This is a genomic window from Aeromonas sp. QDB63 (assembly GCF_027707425.1).
Classification (GTDB): Bacteria; Pseudomonadota; Gammaproteobacteria; order Enterobacterales; family Aeromonadaceae; genus Aeromonas; species Aeromonas caviae.
The window spans coordinates 1-26,631 of sequence record NZ_JAPCIS010000031.1 but is presented as its reverse complement, the minus strand read 5'-3'; the positions used below and the strand labels follow the sequence as shown (position 1 = coordinate 26,631).

20 protein-coding genes are annotated in these 26,631 nt (G+C 60.4%); 12 read left to right on the top strand and 8 right to left on the bottom strand.

Going from position 1 to position 26,631, the window contains the following annotated elements; translation table 11 throughout:
• Window positions 1-29 precede the first annotated feature (29 nt).
• The 4 genes from oppC to PG879_RS16500 form a co-directional block, all read right to left on the bottom strand.
• Window positions 30-941, bottom strand: coding sequence for an oligopeptide ABC transporter permease OppC (gene oppC, locus PG879_RS16515; RefSeq protein ID WP_010674331.1), 912 nt, complete (start codon window positions 939-941; stop codon window positions 30-32).
• A 14-nt stretch (window positions 942-955) separates the two neighbouring features.
• Window positions 956-1,876, bottom strand: a complete 921-nt coding sequence (oppB, locus tag PG879_RS16510) for an oligopeptide ABC transporter permease OppB (RefSeq protein WP_010674330.1) — start codon at window positions 1,874-1,876, stop codon at window positions 956-958.
• A gap of 97 nt (window positions 1,877-1,973) precedes the next feature.
• Window positions 1,974-3,593, bottom strand: a complete 1,620-nt coding sequence (locus tag PG879_RS16505; protein WP_041212840.1) for an ABC transporter substrate-binding protein — start codon at window positions 3,591-3,593, stop codon at window positions 1,974-1,976.
• Between the two features lie 280 nt (window positions 3,594-3,873).
• Complete coding sequence (locus PG879_RS16500) at window positions 3,874-4,509, bottom strand: YchE family NAAT transporter (RefSeq protein WP_010674328.1); 636 nt, start codon at window positions 4,507-4,509, stop codon at window positions 3,874-3,876.
• Between the two features lie 832 nt (window positions 4,510-5,341).
• Between PG879_RS16500 and adhE the strand changes: the two genes are divergently transcribed.
• The 5 genes from adhE to PG879_RS16475 all read left to right on the top strand — a co-directional run bounded on the left by adhE (window position 5,342) and on the right by PG879_RS16475 (window position 13,674).
• Complete coding sequence (gene adhE, locus PG879_RS16495) at window positions 5,342-8,017, top strand: bifunctional acetaldehyde-CoA/alcohol dehydrogenase (RefSeq protein WP_010674327.1); 2,676 nt, start codon at window positions 5,342-5,344, stop codon at window positions 8,015-8,017.
• 110 nt (window positions 8,018-8,127) lie between these two features.
• A complete protein-coding gene (locus PG879_RS16490; protein WP_041212839.1) occupies window positions 8,128-9,363 on the top strand; it encodes an HD-GYP domain-containing protein in 1,236 nt (411 codons plus the stop codon).
• A gap of 352 nt (window positions 9,364-9,715) precedes the next feature.
• Window positions 9,716-11,407 (top strand): sensor histidine kinase, encoded by a 1,692-nt coding sequence (locus tag PG879_RS16485; RefSeq protein WP_041212838.1) that lies wholly within the window; start codon window positions 9,716-9,718, stop codon window positions 11,405-11,407.
• A complete protein-coding gene (gene btsR / locus PG879_RS16480) occupies window positions 11,404-12,108 on the top strand; it encodes a two-component system response regulator BtsR (protein WP_010674324.1) in 705 nt (234 codons plus the stop codon). The genes PG879_RS16485 and btsR overlap by 4 nt, the downstream gene beginning before the upstream one ends.
• Window positions 12,109-12,252: 144 nt before the next feature.
• On the top strand, window positions 12,253-13,674 hold the full coding sequence (locus PG879_RS16475; RefSeq protein ID WP_270830434.1) for a carbon starvation CstA family protein: 1,422 nt from the start codon (window positions 12,253-12,255) through the stop codon (window positions 13,672-13,674).
• A 62-nt stretch (window positions 13,675-13,736) separates the two neighbouring features.
• Here PG879_RS16475 and PG879_RS16470 read toward each other — a convergent pair whose 3' ends face one another.
• On the bottom strand, window positions 13,737-15,380 hold the full coding sequence (locus tag PG879_RS16470; RefSeq protein ID WP_270830433.1) for a mechanosensitive ion channel family protein: 1,644 nt from the start codon (window positions 15,378-15,380) through the stop codon (window positions 13,737-13,739).
• 216 nt (window positions 15,381-15,596) lie between these two features.
• On the opposite strand from PG879_RS16470, the gene PG879_RS16465 reads away from it, so the two are divergent.
• The 5 genes from PG879_RS16465 (at window position 15,597) to PG879_RS16445 (ending at window position 20,848) form a co-directional block, all read left to right on the top strand.
• Window positions 15,597-15,929, top strand: coding sequence for a DUF3302 domain-containing protein (locus tag PG879_RS16465; protein WP_039038991.1), 333 nt, complete (start codon window positions 15,597-15,599; stop codon window positions 15,927-15,929).
• Between the two features lie 10 nt (window positions 15,930-15,939).
• Window positions 15,940-16,977 (top strand): HlyD family secretion protein, encoded by a 1,038-nt coding sequence (locus tag PG879_RS16460; RefSeq protein WP_039038992.1) that lies wholly within the window; start codon window positions 15,940-15,942, stop codon window positions 16,975-16,977.
• Window positions 16,978-17,097: 120 nt separating this feature from the next.
• Window positions 17,098-18,858, top strand: a complete 1,761-nt coding sequence (locus PG879_RS16455; protein WP_270830431.1) for a DEAD/DEAH box helicase — start codon at window positions 17,098-17,100, stop codon at window positions 18,856-18,858.
• An 87-nt stretch (window positions 18,859-18,945) separates the two neighbouring features.
• Window positions 18,946-20,379, top strand: a complete 1,434-nt coding sequence (gene dacB, locus PG879_RS16450) for a D-alanyl-D-alanine carboxypeptidase/D-alanyl-D-alanine endopeptidase (protein WP_201972217.1) — start codon at window positions 18,946-18,948, stop codon at window positions 20,377-20,379.
• Window positions 20,380-20,590: 211 nt separating this feature from the next.
• Complete coding sequence (locus tag PG879_RS16445) at window positions 20,591-20,848, top strand: GrxA family glutaredoxin (protein WP_010674029.1); 258 nt, start codon at window positions 20,591-20,593, stop codon at window positions 20,846-20,848.
• Window positions 20,849-20,906: 58 nt separating this feature from the next.
• Here PG879_RS16445 and PG879_RS16440 read toward each other — a convergent pair whose 3' ends face one another.
• Window positions 20,907-21,116 carry a DUF1653 domain-containing protein gene (locus PG879_RS16440; RefSeq protein WP_209791671.1) on the bottom strand — a complete coding sequence of 70 codons (210 nt, stop codon included), beginning with the start codon at window positions 21,114-21,116 and terminating at the stop codon, window positions 20,907-20,909.
• A gap of 355 nt (window positions 21,117-21,471) precedes the next feature.
• Between PG879_RS16440 and PG879_RS16435 the strand changes: the two genes are divergently transcribed.
• Window positions 21,472-22,686, top strand: a complete 1,215-nt coding sequence (locus PG879_RS16435; RefSeq protein ID WP_005302243.1) for a pyridoxal phosphate-dependent aminotransferase — start codon at window positions 21,472-21,474, stop codon at window positions 22,684-22,686.
• Window positions 22,687-22,747: 61 nt separating this feature from the next.
• Here PG879_RS16435 and PG879_RS16430 read toward each other — a convergent pair whose 3' ends face one another.
• Together PG879_RS16430 and fabV are read right to left on the bottom strand one after the other, a co-directional pair.
• Window positions 22,748-24,223, bottom strand: coding sequence for a YfcC family protein (locus PG879_RS16430; protein WP_270830430.1), 1,476 nt, complete (start codon window positions 24,221-24,223; stop codon window positions 22,748-22,750).
• 162 nt (window positions 24,224-24,385) lie between these two features.
• Entirely contained in the window at window positions 24,386-25,579 is a 1,194-nt protein-coding gene (gene fabV, locus PG879_RS16425) for an enoyl-ACP reductase FabV (RefSeq protein ID WP_041212832.1), read from the bottom strand.
• A gap of 271 nt (window positions 25,580-25,850) precedes the next feature.
• Here fabV and PG879_RS16420 point away from each other — a divergent pair, with 271 nt between their 5' ends.
• Window positions 25,851-26,276: a DUF4124 domain-containing protein gene (locus PG879_RS16420; protein WP_042017203.1), complete on the top strand. Its 426-nt coding sequence runs from the start codon at window positions 25,851-25,853 to the stop codon at window positions 26,274-26,276.
• Window positions 26,277-26,631: the final 355 nt, after the last annotated feature.

Sequence of the window (26,631 nt, the reverse complement as noted above, 5' to 3'; positions counted from 1 at the left end):
CCCCTTGGCGTCTTGCCGGTCCCTGGGTATCAGCGATCCTTGGGATCCAGGGCATCACGCAGACCATCCCCGAGGAAGTTGAAGCAGAACAGGGTCACCACCATGAAACCGGCGGGGAACAGGAGTTGCCAGATGGCCACTTCCATCGACTTGGAGCCTTCATCCAGCAGGGCGCCCCAGCTGGTCATGGGCTCTTGCACGCCCAGACCCAGGAAGCTCAGGAAGGATTCGAACATGATCATCCCCGGCACCAGCAGGGTGGCGTAAACCGCCACTATCCCGAGCACGTTGGGCACGATATGACGGGTGATGATCTTCCACTTGGAGACGCCGCAGACGTGGGCCGCCTCGATGAACTCCTTGCTCTTGAGACTCAGGGTCTGGCCGCGCACGATACGCGCCATGTCGAGCCAGCTCACCGCGCCGATGGCGAGGAAGATGAGGGCCAGATTGCGACCGAAGAAGGTCACCAGCATGATCACGAAGAACATGAAGGGGAAGGCGTTGAGGATCTCAAGCACGCGCATCATCAGGCTGTCGACGCGACCGCCGATGAAGCCGGACGCGGCGCCGTAGAGGGTGCCGATGATGACAGCCACCAGGGCCCCCATGATGCCGACCATCAGGGAGATGCGTCCGCCGAGCAGGGTACGCACGAACAGGTCGCGCCCCAGGCTGTCGGTGCCGAACCAGTGGCCGGTCTCCATGTCCGGGGCACTCTGCATGGCCCCCCAGTCCGGGTCATCGAACGTGTACTGGGACAGGTGGGGCCCCACGATCACCGCCAGACCGATGATGGTCAGGATGATGAGGCTGGTCAGGGCCGCCTTGTTGCGCAGGAAACGGCGACGGGCATCCTTCCACAGGGAGCGTCCTTCCACCACTTCCACTTTCTGGGCGAACGCCTCGACGGCTTCGCGCTTTTCAGTTGTGACTACCATGATGAACTCCCGGCTTAGTAACGGATCTTGGGATCGATGACGGCATAGAGAATATCGACCACGGCGTTAAAGGTGATGGTGAGGGCGCCGACCAGAATGGTCAGACCGAGCACCATGGAGTAATCACGGTTGAGGGCACCGTTGACGAACAGCTGGCCGATCCCCGGCAGGCCGAAGATGGTCTCGATGACCACGGAGCCGGTGATGATGCCCACGAAGGCCGGTCCCAGGTAGGAGACCACCGGCAGCATGGCCGGGCGCAGCGCGTGCTTGAGGATGATGTGACGCAGGGGCAGCCCCTTGGCGCGGGCGGTACGGATGAAGTTGGAGTTCATGGTCTCGATCATGCTGCCGCGCATGATGCGGGAGATGGCGGAGATGTAGTACATCATCATGCCGAACACCGGCAGTACCATGAACTGGGCGCCGCCCCCCTGCCAGCCTCCCGCCGGGAACCAGCCCAGATAGATACTGAAGAAGAGCACCAGCAGCGGTGCCAGCACGAAGCCGGGTATCACCACCCCGGCCATGGCCGACGACATCAACAGGTAGTCGATGAGGGTGTTCTGTTTCAGGGCCGCAATGGTGCCGAAGGTGACCCCCAGGGTCACTGCCAGCAGGAAGGCGACCGAGCCTATCTTGGCGGAGACAGGCAGGGCCTGGCTCACCAGATCATTGACGGTGAAGTCCTTGTATTTGAAGGAGGGCCCCAGATCCCCCTGGACCAGGTTGCCGAGGTAAGTGAGGTATTGCATGCCGATGGGCTTGTCCAGGCCATATTTGGCTTCGATGTTGGCCAGGACTTCCGGCGGCAGGGCGCGTTCGCTGGTGAAGGGGTTACCCGGGGCGAAGCGCATCATGAAGAAGGAGACGGTGATCAAGACCAGCAGAGTCGGGATCGCTTCCAGTAGACGTTTAAGGATGAATTTCAACATAGACATTTCCTGTCCTGTACTGCTTCCAAAGGGTCGCGGTTGTAATAAAGGCCCGCCGTCTGGCGGGCCCTGCTTGTTATGCGACTTGTTTCTTTACTCAGTGAGCAACGATGTACATGTCTTTGCTGTAGATGTTGTCCAGCGGGTTGGCCGGGTAGCCGCCCACGTAGGGCTTGACCATGCGGGAGGTCACGTACTGATAGATGGGGGCGATCGGCATGTCCTTGGCCAGGATCTCTTCGGCCTGGACATAGAGCTTGTTGCGCGCCTCGGCATCCACCTGGTTGCGGGACTCGCTCATCAGCTTGTCGAACGTCGGGTTGGAGTATTTGCCGTCGTTGTTGCCGTGAGTGGTCTGCATCAGATCCAGCATGGAGGAGGCTTCGTTGTAGTCCGCAATCCAGCCGGCGCGGCCCACGTCGAAGTTACCCTGCTTCTTGGTCTCCAGGTAGGTCTTCCACTCCTGGTTCACCAGGCTCACCTGCACGCCGAGCTTCTTCCACATGGAGGCGACGGCCACGGCCACCTTTTTGTGGTTGTCGTCGGTGTTGTAGAGCAGCTCGAACTTGAGCGGCTTGCCCGGGCCGTAACCGGCTTCGGTCAGCAGCTCTTTCGCCTTGGCATCGCGCTCTGCCTGGGTCAGCTTGGACCAGGCCGGCGCCACCGGCTTGAAGCCATCTACAAAGTCAGGCACGAGCGTGTAGCCCGGGGTTTCGCCCTTGCCCATCACCTTGTCGGCGATCACGTTGCGATCGATGGCATAGGAGAGGGCGGTACGCACCCGCACGTCGTCAAACGGCTTGTGCTTGAAGTTGTACTGGTAGTAGTAGGTGCCCACATAGCCGCTGACCTTTACTTCGTCCGGCAGCTCTTTCTTCATCTGCTTGAAGCGTTCGATGGGCATGTTGTAGGTCAGATCCACTTCGCCAGCCAGATAGCGGTTCAGCTCGGCGTTGGTGGACTGGATGGGCAGGTAGGTCACCTTGTTGATGACGGTCTTGCCGTTGTTCCAGTAGTTGGGGTTGCGCTCGACGTCGACGCGCTCGTTGACCACCCAGTCCTTCAGCACGTAGGCGCCGTTGGATACCATGTTGCCGGGCTGGGTCCACTTGTCACCGAACTTCTCGATCACCTTCTTCGGGACCGGATAGGTGGTGGTGTGGGAGAGCATGCTGACGAAGTAAGGCACCGCCTTCTCCAGCTGCACCTCGAAGGTATGATCGTCCACCGCCTTCACACCCAGAGTGTCGGCCGGCTTCTTGCCCGCGATGATGTCGGAGGCATTGATGATGGTCGGGATCTCCATGTACCAGGAGTAGGGAGAGGCCGTCTTGGGATCCACCGCGCGCTGGAAGGCAAAGACGAAGTCATGAGCGGTGACGGGATCCCCGTTGGACCACTTGGCATCCTTGCGCAGGTGGAACACGTAATGTTTGTTGTCCTTGGTTTCCCAGGACTCGGCGACGCCGGGCAGGGTCTCACCCTTGGGGCCGGAGGAGACGAGACCTTCGAACAGGTCACGCAATACGTTGGATTCGGGGGTACCTTCCACTTTCTGGGGATCCAGGGTGGCGGGTTCGGAACCATTGCCTTTCACCAGGGTTTGCTCGGGAGCAAGCTTGGTACCGGCGGGGACATCGGCGGCGTGAGCCAGGGTGGCGCCACCGAAAAGTGCAGTCAATAAAAGGGTATTAATAATTGTTTTTCTATGAGTCATTTCCATACTCCAACAAGAACATTCCATGCATTTGTTATCCACGAGACAAACACCTCGCTGCCCGCATAATTCCCTGACAATTCTGATAATGCAATAGATATCATCAGGAACAGGCCGCTTTCATGGTCAAAAAAACAACTTAAAACCATTTATTCAGCATTTAAATATCCCGCAGCGGTCATTTTTCGTACAAGGCCGCTCGATTCTAGGAAATGACCAACAAAAAAGAAACAATAAAAAGCCGGTCACAAGGACCGGCTCCGACAAAAACGGACCTGGCTCACACCAGACCGGGGAAGACTCCCTTGATGCCCGCCACGATGATCTCGATGCCAAGGGACATCATGATGAGACCCATGATACGGGTCACCACGTTGATGCCGGTGTTGCCCATCAGCTTGAACAGCAGGGGAGCGGCGCGGAAGATGAGCCAGGAGCAGCAGGCAAACGCCACCACCACCACGAACATGCCGGCCATCTGGGGCAGGGTCTTCTGGCTGGCATAGACGATGGAAGAGGAGATGGCACCGGGTCCGGCCATCAGCGGCAGAGCCAGGGGCACCACGGCAATGGATTCACGCGCAGCCAGTTCACCCTTCTCCTGCTTGTTGTGCTTCACCTCCCCCAGCTTGCCCTGCAGCATGGACCAGGCGATCAGGGTGATCAGCGAGCCACCGGCAATGCGAAACGATGCCAGGGAGATGCCGAAACTGTCGAGGATGAGCTGTCCCATGCACATGGAGACCATCAGGATGATCATCACGGCAATGTGGGCGGTGGTGTTGGTCTTGCGTCGCTCCTCCGGCGACATGTGGCCCGTCAGGCTCACAAAAACCGGCAACAGACCCAGCGGGTTGATGATCGCAAACAGGCCGACGAAAAATTTCAGGTATAAAGAGAAGTCTATTGCTGCCATAGGCGCCATCCAGAACCAATACGAGCCACAAGGGGCCAACCCCCAAACTACGCGTAAATTTACACCATGGCTTTTCCCTTCTCCAATCAAATAATCTCACCCTTACCGGGGCTTTTTAGTTAGTTCCGCTAATGTATCGACAAAATTCAACATATCGGGTTGTTAAGGGAGAGTGGCCACCATTAACATCGCCGGGTGCCATGACAGCGCGTTATATCAACCCTCAGCCAAGAAACGATATTTTCGGCAAATGGCACCCTTGCTTCTCACCACACCTGCTTGCCGCCCCCACCCGCTCCTGTGACCCCGATTTTGGCCTTTCTCACCCTGGTGCGGTGCCAGTGGGGCCGGCTGTGCAGAGGTGACAAGCTCCCTGCCACCGCCAGATGTGCTGTTTCGCCAGGGCGACTGGATGAAAACAACAACCCCTTTCTCAACATAAATGAAACGTCAGGGGGCTAGGCGTTCTGCCGCCATCATGGCAATGCCACCTTCCCCCATCCCGGTCAAGGCGAGAATTCATCGGATCCCCTTCCCTGAGCAGATATTTCAAGGGCGCGTGACAGCAGCTCGTGATGCCAAGAAAGGATGACACACTCCCGTAACATAGTGGTGCGATAAGGGGTGAAACAAAATTTCTTTTGTTCTTTTGTTACATATGATCCAGATCAATCTTTTCTGACACATCCCGACCCTATAATCGAGTCAGAAAACAGTTTACTAAGGCATGTAAATACCCCGTTATGGTGATTCTCGCCTTGACAAGGTGGCTATAATTGCCGGGCATTGCCAAGGTCTTACTAAACAGTTTTCAAATCATCAGGAGATAAACATGGCAGTAACCAATTTGGCTGAACTGGATGCACTGGTTGCCCGCGTCAAAGAAGCACAGCGTCAATTCGCCAGCTTCTCGCAAGAGCAGGTAGACAAGGTCTTCCGTGCCGCCGCCCTGGCCGCCAGCAACGCCCGTATCCCCCTGGCCCAGATGGCCGTGGCTGAATCCGGTATGGGTATCATCGAAGACAAGGTTATCAAGAACCACTTCGCCTCCGAATACATCTACAACGCCTATAAAGATGAAAAGACCTGCGGCATCCTGAGCCAGGACGACGAGATGGGCACCATCACCATCGCCGAGCCGGTAGGCATCATCTGCGGTATCGTACCGACCACCAACCCGACTTCCACTGCGATCTTCAAGGCCCTCATCTCCCTGAAGACCCGCAATGCCATCATCTTCTCCCCGCACCCCCGCGCCAAGAACTCCACCAATACCGCTGCCAAGCTGGTACTGGATGCAGCCGTGGCTGCCGGTGCGCCGAAAGACATCATCGGCTGGATTGATCAACCCTCCGTCGAACTCTCCAATGCCCTGATGCGTCACGACGACATCAACCTGATCCTGGCCACCGGTGGCCCGGGCATGGTGAAGGCCGCCTACTCCTCCGGCAAACCCGCCATCGGCGTGGGTGCGGGCAACGTGCCCATCGTCATCGACGAAACCGCCGACGTGAAGCGTGCCGTCGCCTCCATCCTGATGTCCAAGACCTTCGACAACGGCGTGGTCTGTGCCTCCGAGCAGGCTGTCATCGTGGTCGACTCCATCTACAACCAGGTCAAGGAGCGTTTCGCGACCCACGCCGGCTACATCCTCTCCAAGGACGAAGCGGACAAGGTGCGTAAAGTGCTGCTGATCAACGGCGCCCTGAACGCCGACATCGTGGGCCAGCCTGCCACCAAGATCGCCGCCATGGCCGGTGTGACCGTGCCTGCCACCACCAAGATCCTCATCGGTGAAGGTCTGGAACTCTGCGCGGAAGACGAGTTCGCTCACGAGAAACTCTCTCCAACGCTGGGTATGTTCCGTGCCAAGAACTTCGAAGAAGCCGTCGAAATGGCCTGCGACATGGTCAACATCGGTGGTATCGGCCACACCTCCGGTCTCTATACCGACCAGGATCGCAATGCCGACCGCATCAAGTACTTCGGCGACAAGATGAAGACCGCCCGTATCCTCATCAACACCCCCTCCACCCAGGGTGGTATCGGTGACCTGTACAACTTCGCGCTGGCCCCGTCCCTGACCCTGGGTTGCGGCTCCTGGAGTGGTAACTCCATCTCCGAGAACGTCGGTCCCAAGCACTTGATCAACAAGAAGACAGTCGCAAAACGGGCAGAAAATATGCTGTGGCACAAACTTCCGAAATCCATCTACTTCCGTCGTGGTTCCCTGCCGATCGCCCTGGGCGACCTGGAAGGCAAGAAGCGCGCCATGGTGGTGACCGACCGATTCCTGTTCAACAACGGCTATGCCGATGAAGTGGTTCGCCTGCTCAAGAAGCTGAACATGGAAGTGGAGATCTTCTACGAAGTGGAAGCCGACCCCACCCTGTCCGTGGTCCGCAAGGGCGCCGAGATGGCCAACTCCTTCAAGCCGGACGTGATCGTCGCCCTGGGTGGTGGTTCACCCATGGATGCCGCCAAGATCATGTGGGTCATGTACGAGCACCCGGATACCGCGTTCGAAGACCTGGCCATGCGCTTCATGGACATCCGCAAGCGTATCTACAAGTTCCCGAAAATGGGCGTGAAGGCCGAACTGGTCTGTATCACCACCACGTCCGGTACCGGTTCTGAAGTGACCCCGTTTGCGGTCGTGACCGACGACGCCACCGGCATGAAGTACCCGCTGGCCGACTACGAGCTGACCCCGAACATGGCCATCGTGGATGCCAACCTGGTGATGGGCATGCCCAAATCCCTGTGTGCCTTCGGTGGTATCGACGCCGTGACCCACGCCATGGAAGCCTATGTCTCCGTGCTGGCCAACGAATACTCCGACGGTCAGGCGCTGCAAGCCCTGAAACTGCTCAAAGAGTACCTGCCGTCCAGCTACATCAACGGCGCCAACGACCCGGTTGCTCGCGAGAAAGTACACAACGCTGCTACCATCGCCGGTATCGCGTTCGCCAACGCCTTCCTGGGTGTGTGCCACTCCATGGCCCACAAACTGGGTGCCGAGTTCCACATTCCGCACGGCCTGGCCAACGCCCTGCTGATCAGCAACGTCATCCGCTACAACGCGAACGACAACCCGACCAAGCAGACCGCGTTCTCCCAGTACGACCGTCCGCAGGCTCGCCGTCGCTACGCCGAAGTGGCTGACCACCTGGGCCTGACCGCTGCAGGTGACCGTACCGCCGCCAAGATCGAGAAGCTGCTGACCTGGCTGGACGAGCTGAAGGCCACCCTGGGGATCCCGGCCTCCATCCGCGAAGCCGGCGTGAACGAAGCGGACTTCCTGGCCAAGGTAGACCAGCTGGCGCTGGAAGCCTTCGATGACCAGTGCACCGGCGCCAACCCGCGCTACCCGCTGATCACCGAGCTGAAAGCAATCCTGATGGACACCTACTACGGCCGTCCCTTCATCGAGGAAGCCCCTGTTGCCGCCCCGGTTGCAGCCAAGGTCGACACCAAGGTGGACAACAAGAAAAAATCCAAGGCCTGATAAACGCCACGGATGACAAGAGCCCGCGCACATGCGCGGGCTTTTTTGTTTGTCTATCTGTTTAATTTTGCTAGCTTGTTGATAGGCAAATTCGACAGAAGAGCTAGTCCATGGCGCTGATACAGGCCTCCATCGAGCAGTTGAGAGTCGGCCACTACATCCATCTTCCCACGGGATGGACGAGCCACCCTTTCATGTTCAACGCCTTCAAAATCAAGGACCAGCAGCAGCTCGACATCATCCGCCACCTCGACCTGACCCTGCTGATGGTGGATCCCGACAAGAGCGATCTGCCGGTAGAGCCCCTGCTGCGGGCCGAACCCGTTCCCTCTCTTGAGATGAGCGACACCGGGGATACCGCCCCCTCTTCTGAGGGCCCCACCTTCGACGAAAAGGCGTTCAGGCGCTCCCTTCGCATCGCGGACAAGGCGTTCGGTCAATCCCTGTCAGATCTTCGCGACGCCCTTGGCGCCCTCAACCTCAAACCGGACGAAGGCCTGGCCAATACTGCGCAGATAGTGCGCAGCACCGCCGCCCGTCTGGCAGAACACCAGGGGCCGCTCGGTCTGCACCTCATCCGCAGCCAGAACACGGATACCCTGCTGCAACACAGCCTGAGCGTGGCCTTCATCGCCATGCTGGTGGCACGGGAGCTTGGCATGAATCCCGTCGAGATCGAGGAGACCGGTCTGGCGGGCCTGATCCACGACATCGGCGAGCTCAGGATCCCGAGCCAGATCATCCAGAAGCGGGGGGAGCTCAGCAAGGCGGAGCAGAATTTCCTCAACATGCACCCCCAGTACGGACTGGTGATGCTCAACCAGTTGCAGGCTTTCGAACCCAGGATCCGTGAGGTCGCCTACCTGCATCACGAACGCCTCGATGGCAGCGGTTTTCCCCTCGGGATCAAGGGCGACAAGATCCCCCCCCTCGCCCGCCTCATCGGGCTGGTGGATCACTATGACGAGCTGCTTCACCCGCGCAGCGGCCTCAACCCGCCGGGGCCCAGCCAGGTGATCGGCCAGCTCTACAAGCTCTCCCAGAAGAAGTTCGAGCAAACCCAGGTCAGGTTGCTGATAAAGGTGCTGGGGGTCTATCCACCGGGTTCCCTGGTGCGCCTGGATGACGATGCCCTGGCCCTGGTGCTCTCCACCGAGCCCAGCATGCCCCTCAGACCCAAGGTGCTGCCCTACCTCAAGGGGCAGCGGCCGGAAGGAGTGGCCATGATCGATCTGCGGGAAGATGCGCGAAGCATCGTCGCCACCCTCAGACAGGAAGAGCTGGACGACGCGCAACGCGCTTTTTTCGGTCTGGGTCGGCGGGTCTGTTACTATTTCGCCTTCTGAGTTATCCCCAGAAGCTGGGGATAACTCATTGGACAAACCTGAATAATTGCTCAGGTCCCCTCGAAATCGTCCACCATTGGAGCTGGATAAAAAACGCCCAGCCGATGGCCGGGCGGAGCATGCCACCTCCGTGTGGCGTATCCGGTGGATACCTTCATGCTCGCATCAGCAATATCAAGCGGGCATCGATTACACAAATATCAATTTAACGTGCTGATTTTATATGGTTTTATTTTTCCATTCTGGCAAACTGCCGCAGCGTTCAGCCCGCAGCCCGCATCAAGACGGGCTCAGGCTCACCCTGCGTCATGACAACGCCCGGCTCCGGCGTGGTGTTTGAGGAAGCTTTTTTATGCAACTAGTCCTCTCTCTGCTCCAGCAGATGAGCGTCAGCCTGGTCATCGCCTACCTTTTTTCCAAAAGCCCCCTGTTGCGTCCCCTGGCCAACTACTCCGTCAGGCTGCCCCACAAGGTGCTCATCTATGTCATCTTCTCCTGCTTTTGCATCCTGGGAACCTATGTGGGCCTCGACATCGATGACGCCATCGCCAACACCCGGGCGGTCGGTGCCGTACTGGGGGGACTGCTGGGCGGCCCCCTGGTGGGATTCCTGGTGGGGCTGACCGGCGGCCTGCACCGCTATACTCTGGGGGGGTTCACCGATCTCGCCTGCGCCATCTCCACCACCTGCGAGGGGCTGTTGGGGGGGCTGGTGCACTGGCGGCTGATGCGGGCAGGCAGGGTCAATGACCTCTTTGCACCCAGGGTCGCCTTCTTTACCACCTTCGTGGCCGAGATCATGCAGATGGTGATCATCCTGCTGGTCGCCACCCCCTTCGACAAGTCCCTGCTGCTGGTGCGCACCATCGCCACCCCCATGATCCTCGCCAACTCCTGCGGGGCGGCGCTCTTCATCAGCATGATCCGCGACCAGCAGCGGATGTACGAAAAGTTCTCCCGGGTCTTCTCCGCCAAGGCGCTCACCATCGCCAACCGTACCGTCGGCATCATGAGCCAGGGGTTCACTCCGGAGGCCAGCGGCAAGATAGCCCATATCGTTCAGGAAGAGACCGGCGTCGGCGCCGTCGCCATCACGGACACCGACAAAATCCTCGCCTTCATCGGCACCGGGGAAGATCACCACAAGCCGGGCACCCCCATCACCTCGGCGATCACCCTGCAAGCCATCGCCCAGAACAAGGTGCTGTTCGCAGATGGCAACAGCCAGCCCTATCGTTGCAGCATCTCCCCCCAGTGCCAGCTCGGCTCCGTGCTGGTGATCCCCCTGCAGGGTGACGAGGGGGTGATCGGCACCATCAAACTCTATGAGCCCAAGAAGCGGCTCTTCCTCAAGATCAATCACACCCTGGGAGAAGGGATCGCCAACCTGTTGTCCCAGCAGCTGCTGGCAGGCCGCCTGGAGCAGCAGCAGCGCCTGCTGGTGCAATCCGAGCTCAAGCTGGTACAGGCACAGATAAACCCCCACTTCCTGTTCAACACCCTCAACACCATCAGCGCCATTACCCGCCGCGATCCGGGACGGGCACGGGAGCTGCTGCTGCACCTCTCCCGCTTCTTTCGCAACAACCTCAAGCGCCAGAGCGGCCTGACCACGCTGCGTGAGGAGCAGGAGCACTGCCTCTCCTACCTGGAGATAGAGCAGGCCCGCTTTGGCGAGCGGCTCACCGTCATCAACGAGATCCCGCCCCACCTTGCCGAGGTGCAACTGCCGAGCTTCACCCTGCAGCCCCTCATCGAGAATGCCATCAAGCACGGCATCTGCTCCCTGCTGGGAGAGGGGCGACTTCGCCTCTTCGCGAGGGAAACCCCCGAGGCGATCACCCTTTGCGTCGAAGACAACGCCGGGGCCTGGCAGCCATCCGGCCAGGGGGATGGTCTGGGGATGAGCCTGGTGGACAAGCGCCTCAAGAGCGCCTTTGGCGAGCGCTATGGCATTGACGTCCAGTGGGAGCCGGAGCAATGGACCCGGGTCTCCCTGACACTCCCACGACAACCCCGCACCACCGCCAAGGAGATGACATGATCCGCACCCTGATCGTCGATGACGAGCCCTATGCCCGCGAAGAGCTGGCAGAGCTGCTGGCCAGCGATCCCGACATCGAGATCCTGGGCATGGCGGGCAACGCCATCGAGGCGCTCGGCCTCATCCAGCAACTCAAGCCGGATGTGGTGTTTCTCGATATCCAGATGCCCAAGCTCAGCGGCATGGAGCTGGTGGCCATGCTCGATCCCCTGCCCCGCATCGTCTTTGTCACCGCGTTCGACGACTACGCCATCCAGGCCTTCGAGGAGAACGCCTTCGACTACCTGCTCAAGCCGGTGGAGCCGGCGCGCCTCGCCAAGACCCTGGCGCGGCTCAGGCAGGACATCACCCCGCAACCGGTCGGGACCCTGGCCCCGACCATCCACCATATCCCCGGATACCTGCACAACCGGGTGCGGCTGCTCCCAACCTCCCAGGTGGAGTACGCCTTCTCCGATCTCGGCGGCGTCCATGTCGCCTGCCAGGGCGAGCTGTTTCACACCCAGCTCACCCTCAAGTCCCTGGAGGAGAAGACCCCGCTGCTGCGCTGTCACCGCCAGTATCTGGTGGCCCCGGCCGCCATCTTCGAAATCCGTTTGCTGGAGAATCAACTGGCGGAGATCGTGACCCCGAGCGGGGCCCGGGTACCGGTCAGCCGCCGCTACCTCAAGGAGCTAAAAGACGAGCTGGGACTGGAATAAAGCGGGGCGCGATGTGCGCCGGATCACAGCGGGCAACCACTCGGGTCGCCATGTCGCCGCTCACCCCCTTTCACCTGCCGTTAACAGAAGTCCCCACCTACACTGGCTGCGCACACCAAAAAATAACAAAGCAGGAGCGTAGCAATGATCTGGTTCTTCCTCTGTGTCGGCTTGTTGATAGCCGGCTACTTCATATACGGCAAATTCATCGAACGGATATTCGGGCCCAAACCCGAGTTGAAGACCCCCGCCATCACCATGGCGGACGGGGTGGACTATGTCCCCATGTCGGACAAGAAGGTCTACCTGGTTCAACTGCTCAACATCGCCGGCGTCGGCCCCATCTTCGGCCCCATCCTGGGTGCCCTCTATGGTCCGGTCGCCATGCTCTGGATCGTGTTCGGCTGCATCTTCGCCGGTGCGGTCCACGACTATTTCTCCGGCATGCTGTCGGTGCGCGCCAGGGGCTCCTCGGTGCCGACCGTGGTCGGTGAGCACCTGGGCACCGCCGCCAAGCACTTCATGAACCTCTTTGCCGTGGTGCTCCTGATGCTGGTGGGCGTGGTCTTCGTCCTGAGCCCGGCGGGCCTGCTCGCCAACCTCACCTCCACCGATCTGGTCTACTGGATTGCGGCCATCTTCGCCTACTACATCCTCGCGACCATCGTCCCCATCGACAAGATCATCGGCCGCTTCTACCCCATCTTCGGCGCGCTGCTGGTGTTCATGTCGGTCGGCCTCATCATCGGCCTCATCGTCTCCGGCAAGGGCTTCTACAACACCGGGATGGACTTCTCCAACCTGCACCCGACGGACCTGCCGCTCTGGCCGCTGCTGTTCATCACCATCGCCTGTGGTGCCGTCTCCGGTTTCCACGCCACCCAGTCCCCGCTGATGGCGCGCTGCATGCAGAACGAGAGCTCCGGTCGCTTCATCTTCTACGGAGCCATGATAGGGGAAGGGATCATCGCCCTCATCTGGTGCACCCTGGGTCTCTCCTTCTACGACAGCACCGAGGCACTCAACGCCACCCTGGCCAGCGGCGGCCCCTCTGCCGTGGTGCACGAAGTCTCCACCAGCCTGCTCGGTACCGTGGGCGGCATCCTGGCGATCCTCGGCGTGGTGATCCTGCCCATCACCTCCGGTGACACCGCGTTTCGCAGTGCCCGCCTCATCGTGGCGGACTTCCTGAACCTGACCCAGAAGCCCATGGCCAAGCGTCTGCTCATCGCCATCCCCATGTTCATCCTTGGTTTCATCATCTCCAAGGCCGAGTTCGGGGTGATCTGGCGCTACTTCGGCTGGGCCAACCAGACCACCGCCGTTATCATGCTGTGGGCTGCGGCCGCCTACCTCATCAAGGAAGGCAAGCTGCACTGGGTATGCACCATTCCCGCCATCTTCATGACCGCAGTGGTCATCACCTACCTGGCCAACGCCCCCATCGGTTTCGGCCTCGAGATGAATGTTTCCACCATCATCGGTCTGGTGAGCACCGCCCTCATCACCCTCGCCTTCCTGGTGAAATTCAGGCCCTCCCAACTGAGAGAGGCCAAGGAGAACTGAGGCGTCAGCTTCTCTTCATGACAAGAGGCCCGGCATTGCTGCCGGGCCTCTGCTTTTTGTGGTCACTCCCTGACGGGGGGCTCGGCGGGATCGGGCGCCCGGGCCGGCGCCTGATACCACTGCTCCCTGGCCACCAGCACAGCCTGCTCCGGCTGGGCAATGAAGTTGGGGGACATGATCTGCACCCCGAACTCGTTGAAGACATCCTGAATATGGCCATGGAGCTCCGTCTTGACCACCGCAGGGAGTTCGCTTGCCTTCATCCTCACCTGCAACTCGTACTCCACATACCAATCCTGCAGATTCAACTGCCGCACCAGGGGAGCTTCATCCTGATTGAGCCGGGTGCAGCGCCGCGCGGCCAGCTCCAGCATGGCATGTACCTGACGCCAGGGGGTGTCATAACCGATGGTCACCTTGGTCAACAGGGCCACCCCCTTCTCGCCCGCCAGCCGTGTCAGGTTCACCACCTTGCCCCCCACCACCACTGCATTGGGCAGTGTGACCTCGTGATCCTGGCGCGTCACCAGCTTGGTCGAGAGGGCATTGAGCTCGCTCACCATCCCCTCCACCTCGCCGATCTGCACCAGATCCCCTGGCCGCAGTGCGCGGGAGTAAATGAGCACCAGGCCGCTCATGGCATGGTTCATGATACCGGCCGATCCCAGTGTCACCATCAGACCGAAGAAGACGCTGATCCCCTTGAAAGCATCGGAATCCGCCCCCGGCAGATAGGGGTAGGCCACGGTCAGGGCAAACAGCCAGATCACCACTGACAGCAGTCGCCGGGTGGCGCCTATGGTTTCGGCGTGCAAACCCTGCACCCGAAACTGGCCACGCTCGATGCGGTCGAAGAGGATGGCCAGCATCTTGATGAAGAAACGGGTGATGACCACGATAAGCAGCACGGTTACCAGACCGGGCATGGCGGCAATCATGCCCTCCAGCATGTCGCCACACAGGGCAAACAGGGATTCCCCAAGCTGATAGCTCCAGGCCCGGGTCTGGGGGAGCAGGCCGAGCACATAGGTCAGCCAGCCATAGGTGAGCATGAAGATGAGCAGCAGAGTAATGAGGCCGAGCAAGCGGACCTCGACATTCCCGGTGACCTGGCGCCAGGAGTGGGGGACCAGCCCCTTCTGCAGCAACAGGCGGTTGGCCAGCCACTTTCTGACTCGCCGATGCCCCCGCTGCAACAGCCAGATGAGACCGAAGAAGATCAGGCTGACCACCACCGCCAAGCCGACGGCTCTGAGCAAATAGGGGGTCGAGTGCAGCTCGAGATACTTGATGCGCACGCCGTCGAGCCGATGCAGGACGCGTTCGGCCGCCTGATCCAGGGTCAGCTCGTCGAATTCATCAAGGTCCCCTTCCAGCAGCACCAGAATGCGCTTGCCATTGACCAGAAACTCCCGGCTCTCCTGGCCGTGTCGGCTGCCTTTCGTCACGGCCACAGGCGTCATGAGGTCGCTTGGCTCCATCCGCTGAACTCGCTCATGGGCCAGCCGTACCCTGGCCGCCCCATCCAGGTTGCCATATTTAGCCGTCAGCATGACGATGGGTTCATGAAGCAGGACCAGGGTCTGTGCCCGCTCCTGCTCATTGGGCTCCATTCTGGGTTCGGCGGTCCAGCCGAGGCGGGACCACAACAGGCAGATCAGCAACAGGCCAAGCCGCCATCCTTTGCCACTGCACCATTCGTTCATCAGGTTCACCTCTCACCTTGCCCGGGCATCCATTGCTGTTTGATTTTATCTAACCAAATCAATTTTGTGTGTTAAATGAGCAACCGATGAACCATGCCTGTACCGCCACACCAACTCTCCGATTGCAGACTTGCACCGACGGCATATGCTGTCATTATTGCCGAAGCCTCGACTCGACAATCGAAGCATTGTTAGCGACTCAGACGGGAGAAATCGATGGTACTTGACTACATTGCCCTGGGGATCCTGGTGTTTGTCGTCTTGGTCATGTTCTATGGCATTATCGTCATTCACGATATTCCATATGAAATTGCCAAGCACCGTAATCACCCCCACCAGGACGCCATTCACGTGGCAGGCTGGGTCAGCCTGTTCACCCTGCACGTGCTCTGGCCCTTCCTCTGGATCTGGGCCACGATTTATCGCCCCGATCGCGGCTGGGGCTTCTCGCAACGCCTACAACATGACGAAACAGAGATCAGCGCACTCAAAGAGGAGCTGGCAGCACTGCAGGCTCGCATGACCACGCTCGAACAGACCGACAAATAGGTAACGCCCCATGGACCTGCTACTTATTCTCACCTATACAGCCCTCTGCATAGGTATTTTCAAGATCTTCAAGATCCCGCTCAACAAGTGGACCGTGCCGACCGCCGTGCTGGGTGGCGTCATCATCATCGGCACACTCATCATGCTGATGAACTACAACCACCCCTATTCCGAGCTGGCTCGCAACTATTATGTCTCCACCCCGGTCGTGCCCCTGGTCAAGGGACGAGTCACCGACGTCCCGGTCAAGCCCAACCAACCGGTCAAGAAAGGGGATGTGCTGTTTCGCATCGACGCTGAGCCCTTCCAGGAGAAGGTCGCCAGCCTGACGGCGCGCCTCGCCTCCAACACCGATTTTCTGAAGGCTCTGGACGCCCGCCTGCGCTCCGCCAGCCTGGACAGGGATCGCGCCCAGGAGCTGATGCGACGGGGCATCGGCAAACAGCGCGACCTCGACGTCACCCAGGCCAACGTGGATGACATCGTCGCCCAGATTGATCAGCAGAAAGCGACCCTCAATGACCTGAGTGCCCAGCTCAACATCGCCAAGTACGATCTGGAGCAGACCGTGGTCTACGCCCCGAGTGACGGTCATGTCGTGCAACTGGCATTGCGCCCGGGCATGATTGCCGCCCCCTTCATGTTCCGCCCCGTGATGACCTTCATTCATGAAGATGCCAATGCCTATGTCGGCTGGTTCTGGCAGAACAGCATGCAGCGGCTCAAGGCGGGTGACGAGGCCGAAGTCGTGCTCGACGGCATTCCGGGTCGCATCTTCAAGGCCAAGGTGCAGTCCGTTATCCCGGCCATGGCACCGGGCAATATCCAGGCACAGGCGGGTCTTATCGATCAGACCTCGGCCCAGGTACCGGGTCGCCTGCCCATCGTGCTCGAGATCACCGATCCCGAGTGGGCAAACTACCAGGTGATCGCGGGTTCCAGCGGTCAGGCCGCCATCTATACCGAGCACTTCCACCACGTGGCCATCATGCGCAAGATCCTGATGCGCATGGGTAGCTGGCTCAACTACCTGTTCCCCTTCCACTGAGGTCCCTGACCTGCACGGGCCGGCATCTTGCCGGCCCGCTTCCTGTCAGCACGCCCCCCTCACTGCATTTTCCCCGCAAGATCCCTATAATGGCGCCACCTTGCACCACAGCCGTTCCCCATGTTCGTTCTCAGACCCTATCAGACCGACGCGGTCAACGCCGTCATCAGCCACTTTCGCAAACACCCGGATCCCGCCGTGGTGGTGCTGCCCACCGGGGCCGGGAAGAGCCTGGTGATCGCCGAACTGGCCCGCAAGGCCCGTGGCCGGGTGCTGGTGCTGGCTCACGTCAAGGAGCTGGTGGAGCAGAACCACGCCAAGTACGAAGCCTGGGGACTCCGGGCCGACATCTTTGCGGCCGGGCTCGCACGCAAGGAGGCGAGCGCCCAGGTGGTGTTTGGCTCGGTGCAGTCGGTGGCGCGCAATCTGGATGCCTTCGACGGGGCTTTTTCGCTGCTCATCATCGACGAGTGCCACCGGGTCTCGCTCGATGACGACAGTCAGTACCATCAGGTGATAGACCACCTCAAGGCCGCCAATCCGGCCCTCAAGATCCTCGGTCTCACCGCCACCCCCTATCGACTCGGGCTGGGCTGGATCTACCGGCGCCACTACCACGGCATGGTCAAGAGCCACGGCGAGCGGCTCTTTGGTGACTGCGTGTTCGAACTGCCCCTGCGCTTCATGGTGAAAAACGGCTACCTGACCCCGCCGCGCCTGGTGGACGCCCCCATCGTCCACTACGACTTCAGCAAGCTGGTGCCGCGGGAGAACGGCCTGTTCAGCGAGGCGCAGCTCAACGGCGAGATCAAGCGCCAGGAGCGGGTCACCCCCCATATCCTGAGCCAGGTGCTGGAGTATGCGGCCGACCGGCAGGGGGTGATGATCTTCGCCGCCACAGTCGAGCATGCCCGGGAAATTCATGGCCTGCTCGGTGCCAGAGGCCAGCAGGCCGCCCTCGTCACCGGCGAGACGCCGGGACCGGAGCGCGACGCTCTAATCAGTGCCTTCAAGGCGCGCGAGCTCAAGTTTCTGGTCAACGTAGCGGTGCTCACCACCGGTTTTGATGCCCCCCACGTCGACCTTATCGTGATGCTGCGTCCCACCGAATCGGTGTCGCTCTATCAGCAGATTGTGGGACGGGGCCTGCGCCTCTCACCCGGCAAGAGCGATTGCCTGGTGCTCGACTACGCAGGCAACAACTTCAACCTGTTTGCCCCCGAAGTGGGGGAGCCCAGGCCCCACGCCGGCACCGAGCCGGTTCAGGTGCCCTGCCCCGCCTGCGGCTTTGCCAACACCTTCTGGGGCAAGACCGACGAGGATGGCAAGGTGATCGAGCACTATGGCCGCCGCTGTCAGGGACTGTTTGAAGATGACGAGGGCAACCGCGAGGAGTGCGACTACCGCTTTCGCGCCAAGATCTGCCCCGGTTGCGGCGCTGAAAACGACATCGCCGCCCGTCGCTGCCAAAGCTGTGACCAGCTGCTGGTGGACCCTGACGACAAGCTCAAGGAAGCCCTCAATCTCAAGGACTGCATGGTGATCCGCTGCGCCGGTTTGACCCTGAGTGCCGGGCGCGGCAAGCAGGGGGAGCGGCTGGAGGTGACCTACCACGACGAGGATGGCCTGACCCTGACAGAGTACTTCCCCTTTCACTCCCGGGGTGCACAGCGCTTGTTTCAACAACGCTTTGTGCGTCATCATTGGCCCGCCCCGGGCCTGGAGCCCGAATTCACGACCCTGGCGAGCGTGATGCTCGCGGCAAACCAGTTCCGTCACCCGGATTTCGTCATCGCCCGCAAGTCGGGACGCTTCTGGCAGGTGAAGGAAAAAATATTCGATTACGAGGGGCGTTACCGGACTGCCAACGCCCCGGCCTGACCCCATGGCAGGCGATACCCGGCAGTCACCCGGTTTGATTATCGGGGCGGTTTCTGATGCCGCCCTTTCGTTCAGTTAGAGGATCCTATGCAGCGGCTGTTGATTGGTTTTTGTGCTCTCTTTTCTCTGGCGGTCCACGCCGCCCCGCTGACCCCGCCCAAGGGGGGCCAGTACGCCGTCATCGTACAGGGCAACAACGGGGTAGAATTTGCCCGTCACGCCGATGACATGATAGCCCCCGCCTCCACCATGAAGGTGCTCACCGCGCTCGCTGCACGCCTCGAACTCGGTGCCGACTTCCGCTTCGCCACCGACATCCAGGCCCAGCCCGGCGCCAAACAGGGCACCACCATCAACGGCGACATCTGGATCAACTTCGTCGGCGACCCGACCCTGTCGCGCATGGATCTGGTTGCCCTGTTCAAACAGTTGGGCGTCACCCGCATTCAGGGCAACGTCTATGTCAACACCGGTGCCTACAACGGCTATGAGCGTGGCAACGGCTGGTCCTGGGGGGATCAGACCCTCTGCTTCGCCGCTCCCGTCTCCTCGGTCATCATCGACAAGAACTGCGCCTACGGCACCATCACCGCCACCCAGATTGGCAAGCCTGCGGTGGGCAACGTGGCCACCGGCGTGCCCATCGGCATCGGCGCCGACAACGTGGAGGTGATGAGCTATGGCGACATGGCGCGTCAGTTCTGCGCTCTGGAAGTAGACATGGCCAAGGGCAACTTCTACGAGCTCAAGGGCTGCATCACCCCGAACAAGGAGCCACAAGGGCTGCGCTTTGCCATCCATGACGTGGAGGCCTGGGGCTGGGACAACATCCGCTGGGCCATGAACCGCGCCGGGATCAGCCACGACGGCCTGCTGCGGGTCACCCATCAGTCCCCTGTCGGTGCCCAGACCCTGGCGACCCACTACTCTGTCTCCCTGCCGGTGATGCTCGCCAAGATGTTGAAAAAGTCCGACAACCTCTACGCCGATACCTTCCTCAAAACCGTGGGGCGTCACTACTACAACAAGCCGGGCAGCTATCGCAGCGGCACCATGGCGGTGCGCGCCATCCTGACCAAGCACGGCATTGACCTTGGCAACGCCACCCTGGCCGACGGCTCCGGCCTCTCCGCCCACAATCTCATCAGCGCACGCCAGATGTTGTCGGTGCTTAACTTCATCCAGAAGAACGATGCCGAGCTCGACTTCATCAAGCTGCTGCCAAGCTCCCAGGTGGACGGCACCCTGGCCTGGCGACGCAGCGTCACCGCCCCCATGATGAAGAACAAGGTACACGCCAAGACCGGTACCATCACAGGTACGTCGAACCTCGCCGGTTTCATCGACACCGCCGGTGGCCAGCGCAAGGCTTTCGTGATGTTCCAGCGCGGTCTCTCCCAGGATCCGGCGACCCACGAGCGCTACCGCGCCAGCAAGGCGCCCTGGCCCTGGACCGTCTTCGAAAAAGGCGTGCTAGAAAGCATCTACCAGCAACAACCCATCCAGATCGTCGAGCAGTGATAGACGGGCTGCCTTGCCGGCAAGGCGGCCCGATTCCCCGGCCTTGGGGCGAAACAGGGACGCTGGCGCCGTCATCAGCAGTGGGTGCAATCGGAGATGGCGAACGTAAGCATCGCTATTTTCAGCTTTGACTGACAGGGCGCCACGGCTATGCTGTGCCCCGCCTCATCTCAATGGCCTTCTTCAACGGCTTGTTTAATGGAGAGAAAAGATGTTTGTAGAGATTTTTGGTCGTCCCGGTTGCCCCTATTGCGTGCGTGCCAAGCAGATTGCCGAGCAACTGACCGAGGAGCGCGATGACTTCGAGTTCCGCTACGTGGATATCAACGTGGCCGGGCTGACCAAGGACGATCTCGCCGCCAAGGCGGGCAAGCCGGTCACCACTGTGCCGCAGATCTTCCTGGATGAGCAGCACATCGGCGGCTGCACCGATTTTGAGGCCTATGCCAGAGCCAATCTGGGTCTGTAAGCCCCACACCATGAAAAAAGGCGCCTCTGGCGCCTTTTTTCGTCTTGTTCTGCCGGGTTCACGCCACCGGCGTAAAGCGGCTCACCACCTGCCCTTGGTGTTCAATCCACTCCATGAACATGGCGACGGGACGGGCATAGACCTGACCGTCCTGCTCCGATTGATAGACGACCAGGGATTCCCCGGTCTCGGTATGCAGGGCCAGGGTGAGCACCCGGTAGTGGCCCCCCTTGAAGTGACGATAGCGACCGGGTTGGGGTGCTTGCATGGCAGTGCCTCCATGGGTTGATGAGAACCAGTCCGACGGGAAACGGGCTTGGCCGAAAGGGTCTGGCGACGTTTTTCGGCCCAGCCAATCGTGCCAGATGGTGTGGAGATTTCAATACACTCCGGTGGCATTATGGGATCACCCCTCATCTTTCACTGGTTTCTCGCGAAACAGGCAAAAGATCCTGCTGAATTTAACACCTCAGCAACCCTGTTTTAGGGGTAAATATCAGGGATTTATTCCATAAATTAGATTGTTCTAGCATTCAATTCTGTGAAGAATAGGGGCAGAGAAATTTGATACTAAAAACCGCTTTTCTGCCAACGCGCCCCACGGGGAAGGAATCACGCTCACCATGTTCACTATCGACAAGTCGCACAAGCTCGACGATGTCTGCTATGACATCCGCGGCCCGGTGCATAAGGAAGCTCGCCGTCTCGAAGACGAAGGTCACCGCATCATCAAGCTCAACATCGGCAACCCGGCCCCGTTTGGCTTCGAAGCGCCGGAGGAGATCATCAAGGATGTGATCCTCAACATGCCCCAGAGCCAGGGCTACTGCGACTCCAAGGGGCTCTTCTCGGCCCGCAAGGCGGTGATGCAGTATTACCAGCAAAAAGGGATGCGCAAGGTCGACATCGACGACATCTACATCGGCAACGGCGCCAGCGAGCTCATCGTGATGGCGATGCAGGCGCTGCTCAACAACGGCGACGAGATGCTGGTCCCCTCCCCCGACTATCCGCTCTGGACTGCGGCCGTGACCCTCTCCGGTGGTCATGCGGTGCACTATCGCTGCGATGAAGGGGCCGACTGGTATCCGGATCTGGACGACATCCGCGCCCGCATTACCCCGCGCACCCGCGGCCTGGTGCTGATCAACCCGAACAACCCGACCGGCGCCGTCTACGGCAGCGAGTTCCTGCTGGAGGTGATCGAGATCGCCCGCCAGCACAACCTCATCATCTTCGCCGACGAGATCTACGACAAGATCCTCTACGACGACATCTCCCACACCAGCGTCTGCACCCTGTGTGACGACGTCATGGTGGTGACCTTCAACGGCCTCTCCAAGGCCTACCGCGCCTGTGGCTTCCGCCAGGGCTGGATGGTCATCACCGGGCCCAAGGGCCGTGCCAAGGGCTACATCGAAGGGCTGGAGATGCTGGCCTCCATGCGCCTCTGTGCCAACGTGCCCATGCAGCACGCCATCCAGACAGCTCTCGGGGGTTACCAGAGCATCAACGAGCTGATCCTGCCGGGCGGTCGCCTGCGCCGCCAGCGCGACAAGGCCTGGGAGCTTTTGAACGAGATCCCCGGGGTCTCCTGCGTCAAGCCCAAGGGGGCGCTCTACATGTTCCCGCGCCTCGACCCCAAGGTGTACGACATCCGCGACGACCAGAAGATGGTGTTCGACCTGCTGCAGCAAGAGAAGCTCCTGCTGGTGCAGGGAACCGGCTTCAACTGGCCCGCACCGGATCACTTCCGCCTGGTGTTCCTGCCCCGGGAAGAGGAGCTGGAGGAGGCCATCGGCCGCCTCGCCCGCTTCCTCAAGGGCTACAAGCAGTAAGCAAGGCTCATGAAAAAGGCTCCTTCGGGAGCCTTTTTATTGTCTGTCGTGTGACGTCCCATCAGCCGTGCAGCAGGGCACCGGCCACCAGCACCCCCATGGTGATGAGGGCCACCCCGATGATGAAGGGCAGCACCCAGCGCACGAAGCGATCGTAGGGGATCCTGGCGAGCGCCAGCCCCGCCACCAGGTGGGCGGCGGTGGGGGCAAACAGGTTGATCCAGCCGGAGGCGGACTGATAGGCGGTGATCACCAGATCCCGGGAGATGCCGGAGAAGTCCGCCAGCGGTCCCATCAGCGGCATGGAGACGGTCGCGAGCCCCGAGGTAGAGGGAATGAAGAAGCTCAGGATGATGTGCACCAGATAGGCCATCAGGATGAAGACCGACGACGACAGTCCGCTCACCAGCCCCTCGGCCCAATGCAGTATGGTGTCGATGATGACGCCGTGCTCCATCACCACATAGATGCCGCGCGCCACCGCCACCACCAGGGCCACCCCGATGAGATCCCGCGCCCCGTTCAGGAAGGTCGCCACGTAGTTGGACTCCGGCATCCGGTTGATGAGGGCAATCAGGATGGAGGCGCTGAAGAAGAGGGTGGAGAGCTCGTCGAACCACCAGCCCAGGGTGGGCAACAGATCAATGCCCAGATCCGACCAGGGCACCACCGCATAGATCATCAGCAGGAAGGTGCCGAAGAAGACCAGCATGGTGAGCTTCTGCTTGCCGCTGAAGGCGAGGTTGCCGCTCTTCATCTGGGAGAACTCGTCGTCATAAACGATATCGGCCAGCACGGAGCGGGACTTGTCCTGCTGCACCTGCCTGGCGTAGCGCATCACGAACCAGGAGGCGAAGATCACCAGCAGCAGCCACTGGATGACCCGTAGCCCTATCCCCTCACCGATGGGGATACCCGCGAAACCGGAGGCGATGCCGGTGGCAAACGGATTGACGGTGGAGGCGAGCACCCCGACCCCGGAGCCGAGCAGGATGATCCCGGCCGCCACCATGCGATCGAAGCCCGCCGCCATCATCACCGGCACGATCAGTGCCCAGAAGGCCACCGTCTCCTCCGCCATGCCGAAGGTGGAGCCACCCAGGGCGAACAGGGCGATCAGCACAGGGATGAGCAGCCGCTCGCGCCCGGCGAAGGTACGCACTATGGCCCCGACCCCGGCATCCAGCGCCCCGCTCTGCATGGTCACCGCCAGAAAGCCGCCGATGATGAGTACGAACAGTGCTACGTCCGCCGCCTTGTGAAAGCCCTGGATGGGCGCCTTGAGCACATCGAATACCCCCTGGGGTTGGGAGGGGAGCTCGGTGTAACTGCCGGGTACCGGCAGCAGTCGCTCGTCACCGCTGTAGTCGGCCACGGCCGCCGCAGCCACCGGCTGCTGGGTATTGGCCGTCACATAGTTGTATTTTCCCGCCGGCAGCACCCAGGTGAGGGCCGCCATCAGGGCGATGATGATGAAAAGCAGGGTATAAACCGTGGGGAGCTGGCGCTTCTTAGGCGCCTCATGGGATGTGGTCATGACTTTCGTACCTCGGCGGTGCCGTCTGTGATCCGGACAGCGCAAGCCTAGCGGGTTTGTTCGGGGAAAAAGGTGATCGCGGATAATAAACCTGAGGCAACAGGTTGAGTCTGCTGCAAAAAAACAGGGCCCCGCAGGGCCCTGTCTGTGCTGGCGACCGACTTACAGCTCGACCACGTCGAATTGCACATCCGGATTCACGTCCGCATCGTAGTCCACCTCGTCCAGGCCGAAACCGAACAGGCGCAGGAACTCCTGCTTGTAGCCGGTGTAGTCAGTCAGCTCGGAGAGGTTCTCGGTGGTGATGGAGGGCCAGAGATCACGGCAGGTCTGCTGCACGTCTTCACGCAGTTCCCAGTCATCCATGCGGATGCGGGCCTGCTCGTCCAGCGCCATGTCGGCGCCGTACAGGCGGGTGCGCATCATGCGGTCTACCTGCTCCATGCAGCCCTCGTGAATGCCCTTCTCCTTCATGATCTTGAAGGCCATGGAGATGTAGAGCGGCATCACGGGAATGGCAGAGGAGGCCTGGGTCACCACGGATTTGAGCACGGCCACGTGGGCGGTCCCCCCCTTGGCAGCCAGATCGCCACGGATGGCGGTGGCGGCGCGGTCCAGATCTTCCTTGGCACGGCCCAGAGTACCATGCCAGTAGATGGGCCAGGTCAGGTCGGTACCGATGTAGGAGTAGGCCACGGACTTGGCACCGTCAGCCAGCACACCCGCATCGCGCAGAGCCGCCATCCACAGTTCCCAGTCCTGGCCGCCCATGACGGTGATGGTGCTCTGGATCTCTTCCTCATTCGCCGGCTCGACGGTGGCGGTGATGATCTGATCCTTGTTGGTGTCGATGGCGGTGGAGGTGTAGACCTCGCCGATGGGTTTGAGGGCGGAGCGCACCACTTCGCCGGTATCCGGCAGCTTGCGCACCGGAGAGGCCAGGGAATAGACCACCAGATCAATCTGACCCAGATCCTGCTTGATGAGCTCGATCACCTTGGCACGGCACTCGTGGGAGAAGGCATCGCCATTGATGCTCTTGGCGTAGAGGCCGGCCTCTTTGGCGGCCTTGTCGAAGGCGGCGGAGTTGTACCAGCCGGCGGAGCCCGTCTTGGTCTCGGAGCTCGGCTTTTCGAAGAAGACACCGATGGTAGCAGCTCCGCTGCCGAAGGCTGCGGCAATGCGGGAGGCCAGACCATAGCCGGTGGAAGCGCCGATCACCAGCACCTTCTTGGGGCCATTCTCGATGGCGCCCTTGGCTTGGGTGTAAGCGATCTGGCGACGAACATTGGCTTCACAACCGACCGGGTGGGTGGTGGTGCAGATAAAGCCGCGAACCTTGGGTTTGATGATCATGTGTTGTCTCTTATCCGTTTGATGGATGAAATCGGGGCATAAGATACCTCATTGCGGCCCGTTATGGTGCTCTGATGTGTTGAACTGCGGGGAAACAGGCTGGGATCCGTCGCTTTATGCCGCCATGGCACACCCATTGCGCAGGGGATCTACCCCGCCATGGACCAGAGAAAAGCGACGTGAGGACCGGAATGTCGCTCCCGAAACGGGGCCGTTGTCTGACCTTGCGCCATGTACTAGTGTGCAAGGAAGAGGATTCAAGGAGGAGTCTATGTCACGCATGCTGGTCATCTCTCTCGCCTGCCTGGGGCTTGCCAACGTCCCCGTTGTCCAGGCGGCTGTCTATCAATGCGCCCGCGACGGGCGGATCACCTTCAGCGACATCCCCTGTAGCAGCGACGCCAAACCCATGGCACTCAATGTCTATACCCCCTCCCCCGAGGCAGTGGAGCAGGCGGCCAACCAGACCCGGGAGATAGAGCAGAGCCTGGCGAACGGCCAGAAACAACGCCAGGCCGAGGCGCTGCGCACCGAGATCGAGGCCAAAAAGCAGAAGATGAACAACGAGATGACCCAGATCACGGAGAACAAGGCAAGATCCCGCAATGTCTCGGCAGAGATGCAGTCGGTCACTACCCGATATCAGAAAGAGATTGAGTCCCTGAACCAGAAACTCTCCACCTTGCAGGCAAAATAAACACGCCCTGTTTCGGGACAGAAAATATACCTAAGCGGCAATGTCGTCACGGGTTCACACATGCCGCACATCCAGAACATCACACCCTTGGCCGTTTATTTCTCACACCAGAGGATCAGATAGCGGCTATTTCCAGATCCCCGCCTCCACCTATTTCACTGTGCCCATATAAGACTCATTAAATCCCCATGTAGGCCACATGGCGCGCCACTGGGTTCATATGAAGGCGATATATAGAATAGTCAGTGCCAAAAGAGGCGCCTTCATGCCAATATTCCCTAGGGAAGGTGCGAATAAGCGGGGAAATTCTTCTCGGCTGACTCAGTCATTTCATTTTTTCAGTTTGAGCCGATCT

Bases quoted from the DNA above. Each gene is read 5' to 3' on its own strand.
- PG879_RS16455 (WP_270830431.1), top strand. From the start codon at position 17,098: ATGTTCGTTCTCAGACCCTATCAGACCGACGCGGTCAACGCCGTCATC.
- PG879_RS16420 (WP_042017203.1), top strand. From the start codon at position 25,851: ATGTCACGCATGCTGGTCATCTCTCTCGCCTGCCTGGGGCTTGCCAAC.
- PG879_RS16435 (WP_005302243.1), top strand. From the start codon at position 21,472: ATGTTCACTATCGACAAGTCGCACAAGCTCGACGATGTCTGCTATGAC.
- PG879_RS16470 (WP_270830433.1), bottom strand. From the start codon at position 15,380: ATGAACGAATGGTGCAGTGGCAAAGGATGGCGGCTTGGCCTGTTGCTG.
- dacB (WP_201972217.1), top strand. From the start codon at position 18,946: ATGCAGCGGCTGTTGATTGGTTTTTGTGCTCTCTTTTCTCTGGCGGTC.
- oppC (WP_010674331.1), bottom strand. From the start codon at position 941: ATGGTAGTCACAACTGAAAAGCGCGAAGCCGTCGAGGCGTTCGCCCAG.
- PG879_RS16465 (WP_039038991.1), top strand. From the start codon at position 15,597: ATGGTACTTGACTACATTGCCCTGGGGATCCTGGTGTTTGTCGTCTTG.
- PG879_RS16440 (WP_209791671.1), bottom strand. From the start codon at position 21,116: ATGCAAGCACCCCAACCCGGTCGCTATCGTCACTTCAAGGGGGGCCAC.
- PG879_RS16490 (WP_041212839.1), top strand. From the start codon at position 8,128: ATGGCGCTGATACAGGCCTCCATCGAGCAGTTGAGAGTCGGCCACTAC.
- PG879_RS16500 (WP_010674328.1), bottom strand. From the start codon at position 4,509: ATGGCAGCAATAGACTTCTCTTTATACCTGAAATTTTTCGTCGGCCTG.
- oppB (WP_010674330.1), bottom strand. From the start codon at position 1,876: ATGTTGAAATTCATCCTTAAACGTCTACTGGAAGCGATCCCGACTCTG.
- PG879_RS16475 (WP_270830434.1), top strand. From the start codon at position 12,253: ATGATCTGGTTCTTCCTCTGTGTCGGCTTGTTGATAGCCGGCTACTTC.
- PG879_RS16505 (WP_041212840.1), bottom strand. From the start codon at position 3,593: ATGACTCATAGAAAAACAATTATTAATACCCTTTTATTGACTGCACTT.
- PG879_RS16430 (WP_270830430.1), bottom strand. From the start codon at position 24,223: ATGACCACATCCCATGAGGCGCCTAAGAAGCGCCAGCTCCCCACGGTT.
- PG879_RS16445 (WP_010674029.1), top strand. From the start codon at position 20,591: ATGTTTGTAGAGATTTTTGGTCGTCCCGGTTGCCCCTATTGCGTGCGT.
- btsR (WP_010674324.1), top strand. From the start codon at position 11,404: ATGATCCGCACCCTGATCGTCGATGACGAGCCCTATGCCCGCGAAGAG.
- adhE (WP_010674327.1), top strand. From the start codon at position 5,342: ATGGCAGTAACCAATTTGGCTGAACTGGATGCACTGGTTGCCCGCGTC.
- PG879_RS16485 (WP_041212838.1), top strand. From the start codon at position 9,716: ATGCAACTAGTCCTCTCTCTGCTCCAGCAGATGAGCGTCAGCCTGGTC.
- PG879_RS16460 (WP_039038992.1), top strand. From the start codon at position 15,940: ATGGACCTGCTACTTATTCTCACCTATACAGCCCTCTGCATAGGTATT.
- fabV (WP_041212832.1), bottom strand. From the start codon at position 25,579: ATGATCATCAAACCCAAGGTTCGCGGCTTTATCTGCACCACCACCCAC.